Below are 13,114 nucleotides of genomic sequence, written 5' to 3'. Positions count from 1 at the left end.
CGCAGTGAAATCAGTGATGGAATGGTTTTCGCATGTTCTGCTGATCATCACGATTGTTTATATCTTTTTGTTTGGATTAATCTGGTTTTACGAACCGGTGAGAGCGCTGGCCAGCGGCTTTCTCCTCGGCGGATTAATCAGTTTATATAATGTTTTTCACTTAGCATTTCGCTTAAAGATAGCCGGACTTCGAGCTCAATCAGGTGCCCGCAAATTAGCGGGATTACATATGACTGTTCGTATACTCATGATTGTTTTCGGTGTACTGATCGTCTATCGTTTCTCGACCCGTATTGACTATCGATCTTTTGTGCTGTCACTTTTGTTTGGCTATCTCATGCTTGTGACGGTGATGAGCTATTATTATTTGAGAGGCAAAGGCTCGACATCTTCGGAGGAAGGGGGGGAGATTTATGGATCTGACTCCGAAAGTGAAATTTCTCGGAATGACCTTTGATGTCACGTTGATGATTGGGTCAGTTGTTTCCGCGTTAATCGTCATGCTGATTGTGTTCTTACTATCCCGCCGTTTGTCCGTGCGGCCCAGCGGACGACAAAATGTCATGGAATACATTATTGACTTTATCAGCGGGATAACCGGGATGATGCTTGAGAAGAAAGAGTCGGCACGCTATTTAAGTTTTGCACTGTCTACTTTTCTTTTCATCCTTGTGGCAAACATGCTGGGTGTCATTGTGATGATCACGGCACAGGCACATGGCCCAATTCCGTCGCTTGGCATCACGGCAGCTGATTTAAAAATGACGGATACAGTCAGCTGGTTCAAATCGCCAACGTCGGACATCAATGTTACCGTGGCGATGGCCGGCGCAATCTTTCTTTACTCACATTTTGCCGGCATTGCCAAAAGTCCGCTTGGCTATTTGCAGCACTATGTCAAACCGTACTGGTGGATGCTTCCGATCCATATTATCGATGAAGTATCGAAACCGGCAACACATGCTTTGCGGCTTTGGGCAAATATCTTCGCCGGCGAAGTTCTAATCCTTATTCTTCGTGAAGGAATGTTTTATTTAACCGGTGTACCGCTGTTTGCCTGGATGGGATTTTCACTGTTCGTCGGATGTATTCAGGCGTACATTTTCACCGTACTGGCAATGGTGTACATCGCTCAAAAGGTGGGAGAGGTATAATGCCTTGTGCAAACAGGCCCTCAAACCTGCCGCTGTTGGTTAAAAACATAGATAAACTAGGAGGAATCTTGTTATGAGTTTAGCAGTTCTAGCTGGTGGTATCATGATCGCATTTGGTGCGCTTGCAGCAGGTATCGGTAACGGTATTCTGTTCAGCCGCTATTTGGAAGGAATTGCCCGTCAACCGGAAGCTCAGGGTACTTTATTTGGACAATCCATGATCGGCCTTGGTCTTGTTGAAGCCCTGCCAGTTATCTCGATTGCATTTGGTATTCTCGTGCTTTTCGGTATTATTGGGTGAGCTTGCCCCTTTTCTTCGTAAGAAATTGGTGAGGAAATCTGTAGATTGAAAGGAGTGGCAAGAGCTGTGCTGTCATTTTCTATTGGAAATATCCTTTTCCAGCTGATCGTTTTCATTCTGTTGATGATTTTTGTAGCGTATGTCGGTGTACGACCGGTCGTTGCAATCATGGAAAAGCGAAAAAAATACATTAACAGTCAGATTGACGGAGCAGAAAAAAACCGTCAAGATGCTGAAGCTTACTTAACAGAACAGAAGTCGGAAGTAGAGCGTATCCGTAACGAAGCGCATGGTATTCTTGAACAGGCGAAAACTCAGGCCAATGCCGAAGCCAAGGCTGTTCTAGAATCAGCGAAAAAGCGTGCCGATCTAATGGTTAAAGATGCTCAAGAAGAAATCAGCCTTGAGAGAGAAAAGGCAATTTCCGCCATTCGTGACGAAGTCGCCGACCTTTCGGTTCTGCTTGCATCGAAAGTACTTGAGAAGGAAATCAATCCGAATAATTATTCAAAAGAGATTGACCAGTTAATAAAGCAAGTGGGGAATCAGCGATGAGCGAAATCGTAGCGAACCGTTATGCACAAGCCCTCTTTGAAGTTGCTGAAGAACGTGATCTCATTGATACGATCGAATCTCAGTTGCAATTCGTTGCAGAAAGTCTCTATGAGCATGAAGATTTGAGACGTGTATTAATGCATCCTCAAGTAAGCAGCAATAATAAAAAGGAACTTGTGCAGAAGTTATTTGAGAATCAGGCAGGTGTTGAAGTCCTTAATCTTCTGAGGCTGCTTATCGATCGCAAGCGTGAAGCCATCATTGATGAAGTGCTTGAAGCCTATACGCACAAGGCGAATGAAAAGCGAGGCATACTCGACGTCACAATCACTACAGCCGCTTCATTAAGTAACCAGGAACAACAGGATTTAGCGAAACGGCTTGGTGATTCGCTCGGTAAAAAGTTGAGTATCCATGCGAAGGTTGACAAGTCAATCATCGGAGGCATTCAGTTGCGCATCGGCGACCGTCTCTACGACGGATCAATTGCCGGCAAGCTGGCAGGCTTCAAACAGGAGATTAAAGTAGGGAGACAGGGGTGAAAATATCGTGAGCATTAAAGCGGAAGAAATCAGCTCATTGATTAAACAGCAGATTGAAAATTATCAATCCACCGTTGAAGTGAGCGAAGTCGGCACCGTCATCACTGTCGGCGACGGAATCGCCCGCGTCCACGGCCTTGACAGTGTTATGTCGGGCGAGCTTGTCGAATTTTCTAACGGCGTCCTTGGTATGGCTCAAAACCTTGAAGAGGACAATGTCGGAATCGTCATTCTCGGCCCTTTTACAGATATTCATGAAGGCGATCCGGTAAAACGTACGGGTCGAATTATGCAAGTGCCCGTTGGTGAAGCATTGCTGGGCCGGGTAGTCAACCCACTTGGTCAGCCAATCGACGGAAAGGGACCTATTGTCACAGACAAATCCCGTCCGGTTGAGCGCAAAGCTCCGGGTGTCATGGATCGTAAATCCGTATTTGAACCGATGCAAACCGGTATCAAAGCGATTGATTCGATGATTCCAATCGGACGCGGTCAGCGTGAGTTAATTATCGGTGACCGTCAAACTGGTAAAACGGCGATTGCGATCGATACGATCATTAACCAGAAGGACCAAGACGTTATCAGTATCTACGTTGCGATTGGTCAAAAGGAGTCAACGGTTGCCGGTGTGGTAAATACACTGAAAGCATACGGCTGCATGGAAAACACAATTGTTGTGTCTGCTGGTGCTTCTGAACCGGCTCCATTGCTGTACCTTGCACCTTATGCCGGCGTTACAATGGGTGAAGAGTTTATGTACAACGGCAAACATGTATTGATTATCTATGACGATCTGTCCAAACAAGCGGCGGCATATCGTGAACTTTCCTTGCTGCTTCGTCGTCCGCCGGGCCGTGAAGCATTCCCGGGCGACGTTTTCTATCTACACTCAAGACTGCTGGAACGTGCAGCGAAACTGAGTGACAAGTTAGGCGGCGGTTCAATTACTGCTTTGCCGATTATTGAAACGCAGGCCGGGGATATTTCAGCCTACATTCCGACCAACGTTATTTCTATTACCGATGGACAGATCTTCTTGGAATCGAACTTGTTCTATTCCGGTATTCGTCCGGCGGTTGATGCGGGTACGTCAGTATCCCGTGTCGGTGGAGCTGCTCAGATCAAAGCGATGAAGAAAGTTGCCGGAACCTTGAAGCTTGACCTTGCTTCTTACCGAGAACTGGAAGCATTTGCTCAGTTTGGGTCTGATCTTGACAAGGCAACGAAAGCAAAGCTTGATCGAGGCGCGCGCACGGTTGAAATTTTGAAGCAAGATTTGCACAACCCGTATCCGGTTGAAAAGCAAGTTGCTGTTCTTTATGCGCTAACCAAGGGCTTTATCGACGATGTCGCGATTTCGGATGTGAAACGTTTCGAAAAAGAATTACTTGCTTATTTGGAACAATCCGATAAGGGAATTCTTGAAACAATCCGTAAAACAAAACAGCTGCCGGATGATCAAAAATTTGCAGCGGCCATTACCGCATTCAAAAAGACATTTGTTCCTTCAAAAGCTGAATAAGCCGAGGAATAAGGATAGGTCGAAAGAACGCACATTCTTCTGAAGATCGGTCTGTCCTGATGGAAAATGTGCTGCATCCCATCGGGCGGGCTTTCAAGGGTGGTGAACGAACATGCCTTCAATGCGTGACATAAAGGAAAAAATCGCATCGACAAAACAGATGCGTAAAATTACCAAAGCAATGCAGATGGTTGCGGCGGCAAAATTGAATCGTGCCCAATCGGCCGCTGAGGATTATGCCGCTTACGCTGATAAACTGCACGAAGTTGTGGCAAGTATCGCGAGCACCATGTCAAAAGGAGCAAGCAGCAAACATCCTATGCTTGCTGCCCGGCCGGTAAAAAAGACGGCTTATCTGGTCATTACTGAGAGTCGCGGTCTTGCCGGCGCTTATGACAGTACTGTATTGAAATACGTACAGAACTTGATTCGCGAAAAGCATCAATCAAAAGATGAGTACACAATCATCGTTACAGGAAAAGTCGGTCTGAACTTCTTTACGAAGCGCGGATATCCCGTGGCATTCAGCAAAGCCGATGTTCCGGATGATCTTACTTTTGATAATATACTGGCATTTGCCAAACAAGCGGTTTCCTTGTTCAATAAGAAGGAAATTGACGAGCTCCACTTGGTCTACAACCATTTTGTCAATGCCATTTCTCAAACACTGGTAGATAAACAGCTGCTTCCATTGACAAATCTTGAGCATGCGCCGGCACAAAAAGTGTCGTATGTCTACGAGCCTGATGAAGATGAAGTGCTGACAGACCTCCTGCCGCTTTACGCTCAAGGGCAGATCTACGGCGCACTGCTTGACGCAAAAGCTGCCGAGCAAGCAGCGCGAATGACTGCGATGCGAAGCGCATCGGATAATGCAAGTGATATCATTGATCGCTTGTCTCTGTCTTATAACCGTGCACGTCAGGCTGCCATTACTCAGGAAATCACAGAGATTGTTGGCGGCGCTGCCGCACTTGAATAATTCTTTGCACGACTAGCTGATGGGAGGTAGTTTAATGAACAAAGGGTATATCACTCAGGTCATGGGTGCCGTTGTCGATGTTAAATTTGAACGCGATCACCTTCCTGAAATATATAATGCTCTGACCGTAAATTATAAAGCTCAATCCTCCAACGAAGCAGATATTCATCTGACTCTGGAGGTTGCGTTACATCTCGGTGATGACTCGGTCCGTACCATTGCCATGGACTCTACCGATGGTCTTGTACGCGGTATGGAAGCCAACGATACCGGTGCACCAATTTCAGTTCCGGTCGGGGACGCAACACTTGGCCGCGTCTTTAATGTACTTGGTGATGCAATAGATGGAAAACCGGTTGCACCGGAAGTTGAAAAGCATGCCATTCACAGAGATCCGCCGAAGTTCTCTGAACTTTCAACGAAAACAGAAGTGCTGGAAACAGGAATTAAAGTTATCGACTTGCTGACCCCTTATATTAAAGGTGGAAAGATCGGTTTGTTCGGCGGTGCCGGAGTCGGTAAAACCGTCCTAATTCAGGAACTGATTCACAACATTGCCGAAGAACACGGCGGTGTGTCTGTATTTGCAGGTGTCGGTGAACGAACGCGTGAAGGGAACGACCTATACTTTGAAATGACCGAATCAGGAGTTATCAAGAAAACGGCGATGGTGTTCGGTCAGATGAACGAGCCGCCGGGTGCGCGTATGCGTGTTGCGTTGTCCGGACTGACCATGGCGGAGTACTTCCGTGATGTTGAAGGGCAAGACGTACTGCTCTTCATTGACAACATCTTCCGTTTCACTCAAGCAGGTTCCGAAGTATCTGCACTGCTTGGCCGTCTGCCGTCTGCCGTTGGTTATCAGCCAACGCTGGCGACGGAAATGGGCCGTCTGCAGGAACGCATTACCTCAACGAAAAAAGGTTCCGTTACATCGATTCAGGCCGTTTATGTGCCTGCCGATGACTACACCGACCCAGCGCCGGCAACAACGTTCTCGCACCTTGATGCAACGACAAACCTTGAACGTTCATTGACTCAGATTGGTATTTATCCGGCCGTTGATCCACTTGCCTCGACATCGCGTGCGTTAAGCCCGGATGTTGTTGGAGAGGAACATTACGAAGTTGCCGAGCGCGTCCAGATGACGCTTCAGAAATATCGTGAACTGCAAGATATTATCGCAATTCTCGGTATGGATGAACTTTCAGATGAGGATAAATTGACGGTAAGTCGTGCGCGCCGTATCCAATTCTTCTTAGGTCAGAACTTCCACGTTGCCGAACAGTTCACCGGTGTGCCTGGATCTTACGTGACGGTTGAAGAGACCATCAACGGATTTAAGGGTATTCTCGATGGAAAATACGACGACGTTCCAGAAGAAGCATTCCGAAACACAGGAACGATCGAGGATGTATTGGAAAGAGCGAAGCAACTGGTTTAATGAGCGTTTGAATCGCTCGAACCTTATGAAGGGGGCTGGCTGATGAGTACGGTGCATACGGATATCGTCACACCTGCGGGCAAGGTTTATGAGGGCGACGTACATATGGTATGTGTGCGTTCCAAGGATGGTGAACTTGGCATATTGCCAAATCATTTGCCAATCGTTGCTCCACTCGAAATTGCGCTTGTTCGTTTGAAACATGAAGACGAAAAAATCGTCGACTATGTGGCCGTTCATGGCGGATTCATTCAAGTGAGCCGAAAAAGCATTACCATTTTGTCGGAAGCTGCCGAATTAAAAGCCGACATTGATGTGGCACGTGCAAAAAAGGCAAAAGCTGAAGCGGAAGAACAGCTGAGTACGCTTCATGAAACGTCACAGGGTTATGAAGAAGCGCGCTTGAAGCTGAAACGTTCTGAACTTCGCCTGTCCACCGCAGCCATCGATGATTCAATTCCAGAAGCATAAATCAAGCAATCAAACAGTGCTTATGAAAAAGACTTTCCCAATTGACTGGGAGAGTCTTTTTTGCAAGTCAATAAATATGTGATTTTACCCCGTCTTTCAAGCCAATAGACCCGTATCTTGGCTATGAAACGAAGCGGAGGTGCTCTGGCGCCAGCGGGATCACGCTTTGTTGATGCGTGCCAGCAAGGCCCTGCAGATTCCTACCTGCCTGAGGAGGCTCGTGGTGCGCCTGCGGCAAGCGAGTAACTGAAGTGTCATTCAAGCCCAAGATCAATCAATGAAAGCCACCGCGTCCTATAACTTTCTGAAATTTATTTTGACTTAAATGGCGCTGTCATTGATCGGAAAATACTGAAAAAACTTTTAATGAAAAAAAAGTAGTCAATTATAAAAAACGGCGGTAAAATAAACTTTGACAGAACAGATTATTGTTATATTAAAAACATGTTACAAAATCATTACAAATAAGGGGATGGATGCACAATCTGTTATTCCTAAACGAAAATTATAAATTGCGTAGGGATAAGAGAACCGGTGTTACATATAAGACTACAGGCGGTGGCTTCGATTGATTGAGAATTCCGGCCTTTTGGCTTTGATCAGTATTGTTGCTCAATTGCTTTTTTTTGCACTGACATGGTGGGCACTTCAATCTGTAAAATTTGAGGCGGTTTTTCGTCATGCAAAGAGCTTACAAGCGAGAATTTTATATGTGCTTTTGGCAATTGCCATTAGCTACCCGGTAACGAAATTTTTTCTTGATTATGTGAACTGGTCCTTAATTTTACCGCAAATTTACGATTGAATTTTCATTGGTTGATGGTGCAAATTCAGTCTGAATATGACGAAAAGTTCCACGTATGCTGCTCTTCGGCTTCAGGTAATACTGAAGACAAGGGAGAGGGGCGGATTTTATGAAACGGAACATTTTGTTTGGCATTATTTTCTTATTACTGGTTTTATGGATCATGCAATTTCGCCAAGACCGAGTAGCTGCAGAAGCGAATCAATCGCGCTTTGAAGCGTTGAATCGGGTGTCGTTATTTGCACGTACGTTGAAAGCGCAGCATGCACAGATTACGGGCTGGAACGTTTACGCGCGTGAGACTCAGAATGCTCATGCATCAAAGCTGCAAGTGCAGAAGGATGCAGCGACCATTCAAGCGAAATTGGATGATTACAAGTGGCAGGTGATGCCTGCTCGGGACGGCGCGTTTGGCTGGGTTGGGATAAAGAAAGCGAAACTCGGGCACGCGCAGTGGCGTATTCGCTACATCGCTTATCCAAATGGGAACAGTTACCAGACCGTCATTCTTTACCAAGGAAATGGAAAATCATTTATACCGGCGCAATGGGGAGCCATAAGAGACGAAATGAGTGCGGAAATGGCGCGTGTTTTTAATGGTCAAGAGCACTTATACTCTTGTGTAAGCGCATCTCGCAATGATAAAATGAAACGTACCTTGCTTGAAGAAGGAAAACGGTATCTTAAGCTTTTTTCAGCTGTTCCTGTTGAGCAACTGCAAGAAAAAACCTTTGTATCGATATCAGCATATAATGGGGCATGGAACAATGCCATTGACACTTCGAAAAAAAAGATGAACATTCAGGCAGCCTTGAGAAATGATGGAGACCGGACCATTATTGTCCTTGGCTCACCGATCATTACGGTGGAATACTAATCAGGAAAGATTTCCAGTGATCGTAATGATTCAATTCAACAATAGACGCGGCACGGAAGAATGTTCCGGATCGAGCGAAGAGATAATTGGACGCGGAGGGGAAAAGTTTGGAAAAGATTATCGTTCATGGAGGGAAACGGCTTTCGGGCTCTGTGAAGATTGAAGGTGCAAAGAACGCTGTTCTTCCTGTCATAGCCGCATCAATGCTTGCTACGAAGGGCACTAGCAAAATATATAATGTGCCGGAACTGGCTGATGTATACACGATTAATGAAGTATTACGGTACTTGAATACGTCGGTGAATTACGAAAAGAAAACGATCATGGTAAACGCAATGGCTGATCTATTTACAGAAGCGCCTTTTGAATATGTTCGAAAAATGCGTGCCTCCTTCTTAGTCATGGGTCCACTGCTTGCACGCGTTGGTCACGCCAAAATCGCTCTTCCAGGTGGATGTGCGATTGGCTCCAGACCTATTGATCAGCATCTGAAAGGCTTTGAAGCGATGGGTGCCAAGGTTACGATCGGAAACGGCTCCATTGAAGCACGTGTGGATGGGAAATTAAAAGGATCGGTGATTTATTTAGATTTCCCAAGTGTTGGCGCAACGGAAAACATCATGATGGCTGCAACGCTTGCCGAAGGAGAAACGGTTCTCGAAAATGCAGCGTGCGAGCCTGAGATTGTCAACCTGGCGCAATACCTCAATGCAATGGGTGCAAAAGTCAGTGGTGCAGGTACGGGAAGAGTGACGATTAAAGGTGTTCATGAACTCTGTGGAGCAGAGCACCGGATTCTTCCTGACCGGATTGAAGCAGGCACATATATGATTGCTGCGGCGATAACCGGCGGCAATGTACTGGTGGAAGATACCGACATCAAAGATCTTCGACCGCTGATCGCCAAAATGCGTGATATGGGTGTTGTTATCAAAGAAGAAGCGAAGGGTGTTCGTGTGATTGGCAATGATCACTTGCAGGCGGTTGATGCCAAGACGATGCCGCATCCTGGGTTTCCAACGGATCTGCAAGCACAAATGATGGCTCTTTTGCTAAAAGCGAATGGGACTTCAGTGATTACAGAAACAGTCTTTGAAAATCGCTTTATGCACGTTGAAGAATTCCGCAGAATGAATGCGGCAATCAAAATTGATGGTCGGTCGGCTGTAATTAGCGGACCTTGTGACCTCCAGGGCGCTGAAGTTGCCGCAACGGATCTTCGTGCAGGAGCTGCCCTGGTGATCGCCGGCCTGGTTGCAAAGGGCTATACCAAAGTCAGCCGTTTGCACCATATTGATCGCGGTTATGTAGATCTTACCGGAAAACTCCGTGCTTTAGGTGCGGATATTGAGCGTGTCAGCATGAATGATGCGGAACAACCGGTTGTATCCACCGAGGAAGCATTACAGGGCACGCTAAGCATTAACCCGAAATTTGCTTAATTAAATTTGATGACACAGGCAGGCACTCGATCGATTCGAGTGCTTTTGATGTTTTTTAATATTCCGACAGTTGCTCTTGCAAGCCTCTCAAAATGGATGATATGCTTCCACACGAATAATGATGCACAGGAGCTTGTTCTATTTGCGCAAGCACATGCATAGTAATTAATAACTCAATAACTCATACGCGTGGAGGCAATGTTCATGAATAAAGCCGCTGTACTGCTTCTCCTCTTTGGATTCGTTATCGTGATAATCCCCGCCGCCATCGTTATCCCGTTCACTCAGAAGGCATCGGGAGAAATGACCAAACAGCAAAACACAACCAAATCAGCTGCACACGCGGCCCAAAACAATTCGATCACCGTTTCTGTATACCGGTCTAATCAGAAAGTAACCGATCAAGTTGCCTTAGACGATTATTTGGTTGGCGTTGTCGCATCAGAAATGCCGGCTAAATTTCGTTTGGAAGCACTAAAAGCGCAGGCAATTGCGGCACGGACGTACATTATGTCGCGGATGATCAACAATCCCGAAGTGCGCGTTAATGATACGGTTCAAAATCAGGTGTACCATAGTCCAGATGAATTAAAAACGCTTTGGGGTAAAGATTATGAAAAAAAAATAAAAAAAATTATGCAAGCGGTGACGGAGACCAAAAATCAGGTCGTTACCTATGATGGTAAGCTTATTTCACCGGTGTTTTTTTCAACCAGTAACGGTCGGACGGAAAATGCTAAAGATTATTGGTCCAATGATATTCCCTATCTTCGCTCGGTGCCAAGTCCTTGGGACAAACTGTCGCCTAGGTATAAAAATAAACAAACGCTGTCGATTCAATCTGTAGAGCAAGCGTTGGGCATTGATTTAAACGGTGTTCAAGGAGCAATTGGTAAGGTTATAAAAAAGACAGATACCGGACATATCGCAGAAATTGAGATTGACGGAAAGCAATTTACCGGCCGCGAAGTGCGCGAAAAATTAAAGCTGTCGTCTACCGACTTTCAACTAACAAAAAATGGCAACACGCTTCAAGCGGTGACCGTTGGCAGCGGCCATGATGTTGGGATGAGCCAATATGGTGCCGAAGGAATGGCACGCGAGGGAAAAACAGCAAAACAAATCATCACCTATTATTACCAAGGAACACAAATCAGTAAAATGACAGTAAAGCCGCAAAAGGCTACAGCTAAGAAGTCGTAGCATAGCCGTAGCGTAGGGCGTCTCGAAAGTCAGTGTCGAGACGCTTTTTTACAGGAAAAGAAAGTTTATGATTTTGCCCCGTCTTCAAACCAATAGCCCAGTGTCTTGGCTAAAATCAAAGCGGAGGGGCTCTGGCGCCTGCGGGATCGCGCGTTGTTGATGCGTGCCAGCGAGACCCCGCAGATTCTTGCCCTGTCTGAGGAGGCTCGCGGTGCGCCCGCGGCAAGCGAGCAACCGAAGCGACGATTCAGCACCGAAAAGACACGAGTCCATCACACAAGGTTGGAGATTAAGGACCGGACGCTTTTTGCCCGGTTTTTCTGAGAAAGTATATGATTTTTGGTCACGCTGTGCATCAAACGCGCAGATGCTCTGGCGCCTGCGGGAGTACAGGCCAAAGGAGACCCCGCAGATAAATTGGGTGTCCGAGGAGGCTCGCGGTGCGCCCGCGGCAAGCGAGCAACCGAAACGACGATTCAGCACCGAAAAGACACGAGTCCATCATACAAGGTTGGAAATTAAGGACCGGGCGGAACAGGTCTAATTTATATGCTGAGCAAAACACCGCTTGGTTTTCCATAGTCATTTTAAGTCGAAACGCGAGGTGCACAAGCGCAGTTTTTCAATGAGTATCTGCTAAACTCATAGAGTATGCTTGAAAAAAGTGAGTTTTTTAGCATTCACATGTATAGATCAGCGGCATTCTGATCAGAATGTTGCTGAGGTGATACAAGATGACAGGTAATAAGGATCAAAAGAAAACACAAGAAAAAGAACTGTCCGGTCTGCGAAAACTAGCAAAACGGCGCTGGTTCTATCCCGCTTTATATTTATGCGCTGCATCGCTCGTACTGACCGGCGTACTGCTCTTTCAAATGCATGGTGCTGATAAGGCAAATCAAGATCAGGATCAGACAGTATTTAATCAGGACAAAGCGACCCCGCATGTGCAAAATGCTGGTGATGAGGTCTTTGAATGGCCGGCAAAGAAAGGCGTTACTGAAGTGATTCAACCATTCTATGACCCAAAAGCAACTGAAGCCGATCAGCAAGCCGCTCTCGTAAACTATAACAATTCATACGTCCAAAATACAGGCATCAACATTGGCGCGGATGATGAAAAGGCGTTTACGGTAACAGCAGCAATGACCGGAACGGTTACGGAAGCAACGAAGGACAGTACGCTCGGCTACAAAGTGACCTTGAAGCACAAGAACGGTGTAGAAACGATGTATCAAAGTCTTGGATCAATTGATGTGGCCAAAGGACAGGAAGTCGCCCAAGGTGAAAAAATTGGTACAGCGGGCAACGAAGCACTGAATAAAGCGATGGGTGTGCATCTGCATTTCGAAATCCGTAAAAATGACGTGCCGGTAAATCCGGAGCACTTCATGGATAAGAGTGCTTCTGATGTAAAAGCGGTCACAGTCGGTGCGAAAGCAGCAAATGAGAGCAATCCGGCTTCAGAAGTGAAGGATGAAGGCAGCAGCGAAGCACCAAAGCAGGAAAGTGATCAAGGCAAGTCTAAATCAAATACGAAGAGCAATCCAAAAGAAGGCTCATCAATCGATAACAGCTCTCTTGACTCGGAAAATTAACAAAATAATGAAATTAAGGCGGCTCCTAAGGGGAGCCGCCTTTTTTGCAGATAAAGAAAAGCTATGATTTGCCCCGTCTTCAAGCAAATAGACCCGTGTCTTGGCTAAGAATCAAAGCGGAGGTACTCTGCGTCAGCGGGATCGCGTTTAGTTGATGCATGCCAGCGAGACCCCTCTGAGGAGGCTCGCGATGCGCCCGCGGCAAGCGAGTAACCGAA

At 46.3% G+C, this 13,114-nt stretch carries 14 protein-coding genes; all 14 read left to right on the top strand.

Annotation, left to right across the window (positions count from 1 at the left end):
• Positions 1 to 4 precede the first annotated feature (4 nt).
• The 14 genes from K7399_RS11835 to K7399_RS11770 all read left to right on the top strand — a co-directional run bounded on the left by K7399_RS11835 (position 5) and on the right by K7399_RS11770 (position 12,896).
• Positions 5 to 457, top strand: a complete 453-nt coding sequence (locus K7399_RS11835; RefSeq protein WP_028978003.1) for an ATP synthase subunit I — start codon at positions 5 to 7, stop codon at positions 455 to 457.
• Positions 414 to 1,154: a F0F1 ATP synthase subunit A gene (gene atpB / locus K7399_RS11830; RefSeq protein WP_028978004.1), complete on the top strand. Its 741-nt coding sequence runs from the start codon at positions 414 to 416 to the stop codon at positions 1,152 to 1,154. Before K7399_RS11835 ends, atpB begins: the two co-directional genes overlap by 44 nt.
• A gap of 73 nt (positions 1,155 to 1,227) precedes the next feature.
• Positions 1,228 to 1,455 carry a F0F1 ATP synthase subunit C gene (gene atpE / locus K7399_RS11825; RefSeq protein ID WP_010026057.1) on the top strand — a complete coding sequence of 76 codons (228 nt, stop codon included), beginning with the start codon at positions 1,228 to 1,230 and terminating at the stop codon, positions 1,453 to 1,455.
• Positions 1,456 to 1,521: 66 nt separating this feature from the next.
• The gene (atpF, locus tag K7399_RS11820) at positions 1,522 to 2,010 is read left to right on the top strand and encodes a F0F1 ATP synthase subunit B (protein WP_172969024.1); all 489 of its coding nucleotides are present in this window, start codon (positions 1,522 to 1,524) and stop codon (positions 2,008 to 2,010) included.
• Positions 2,007 to 2,552: a F0F1 ATP synthase subunit delta gene (locus tag K7399_RS11815; protein WP_028978006.1), complete on the top strand. Its 546-nt coding sequence runs from the start codon at positions 2,007 to 2,009 to the stop codon at positions 2,550 to 2,552. Before atpF ends, K7399_RS11815 begins: the two co-directional genes overlap by 4 nt.
• Positions 2,553 to 2,559: 7 nt before the next feature.
• Positions 2,560 to 4,074, top strand: a complete 1,515-nt coding sequence (atpA, locus tag K7399_RS11810) for a F0F1 ATP synthase subunit alpha (RefSeq protein WP_028978007.1) — start codon at positions 2,560 to 2,562, stop codon at positions 4,072 to 4,074.
• A gap of 112 nt (positions 4,075 to 4,186) precedes the next feature.
• Complete coding sequence (gene atpG, locus K7399_RS11805; protein ID WP_028978008.1) at positions 4,187 to 5,056, top strand: ATP synthase F1 subunit gamma; 870 nt, start codon at positions 4,187 to 4,189, stop codon at positions 5,054 to 5,056.
• A 34-nt stretch (positions 5,057 to 5,090) separates the two neighbouring features.
• Positions 5,091 to 6,500: a F0F1 ATP synthase subunit beta gene (gene atpD, locus K7399_RS11800; protein ID WP_028978009.1), complete on the top strand. Its 1,410-nt coding sequence runs from the start codon at positions 5,091 to 5,093 to the stop codon at positions 6,498 to 6,500.
• A 42-nt stretch (positions 6,501 to 6,542) separates the two neighbouring features.
• Complete coding sequence (locus K7399_RS11795; RefSeq protein ID WP_028983445.1) at positions 6,543 to 6,971, top strand: F0F1 ATP synthase subunit epsilon; 429 nt, start codon at positions 6,543 to 6,545, stop codon at positions 6,969 to 6,971.
• A 568-nt stretch (positions 6,972 to 7,539) separates the two neighbouring features.
• On the top strand, positions 7,540 to 7,776 hold the full coding sequence (locus K7399_RS11790) for a DUF1146 family protein (protein ID WP_010023455.1): 237 nt from the start codon (positions 7,540 to 7,542) through the stop codon (positions 7,774 to 7,776).
• 109 nt (positions 7,777 to 7,885) lie between these two features.
• Entirely contained in the window at positions 7,886 to 8,653 is a 768-nt protein-coding gene (locus tag K7399_RS11785; protein WP_028978011.1) for a YwmB family TATA-box binding protein, read from the top strand.
• A gap of 107 nt (positions 8,654 to 8,760) precedes the next feature.
• Positions 8,761 to 10,095, top strand: coding sequence for a UDP-N-acetylglucosamine 1-carboxyvinyltransferase (gene murA / locus K7399_RS11780; protein ID WP_028978012.1), 1,335 nt, complete (start codon positions 8,761 to 8,763; stop codon positions 10,093 to 10,095).
• 204 nt (positions 10,096 to 10,299) lie between these two features.
• A complete protein-coding gene (spoIID, locus tag K7399_RS11775) occupies positions 10,300 to 11,298 on the top strand; it encodes a stage II sporulation protein D (protein WP_028978013.1) in 999 nt (332 codons plus the stop codon).
• A 734-nt stretch (positions 11,299 to 12,032) separates the two neighbouring features.
• Entirely contained in the window at positions 12,033 to 12,896 is an 864-nt protein-coding gene (locus K7399_RS11770; protein ID WP_037563991.1) for a M23 family metallopeptidase, read from the top strand.
• The last annotated feature ends 218 nt before the right edge of the window (positions 12,897 to 13,114 follow it).

Origin of the sequence: Sporolactobacillus terrae (assembly GCF_019930545.1) — a bacterium.
Taxonomy (GTDB): domain Bacteria; phylum Bacillota; class Bacilli; order Bacillales; family Sporolactobacillaceae; genus Sporolactobacillus; species Sporolactobacillus terrae.
Note: the sequence above shows the minus strand (reverse complement) of the source record. Positions and strands in the feature narration are given on the sequence as shown.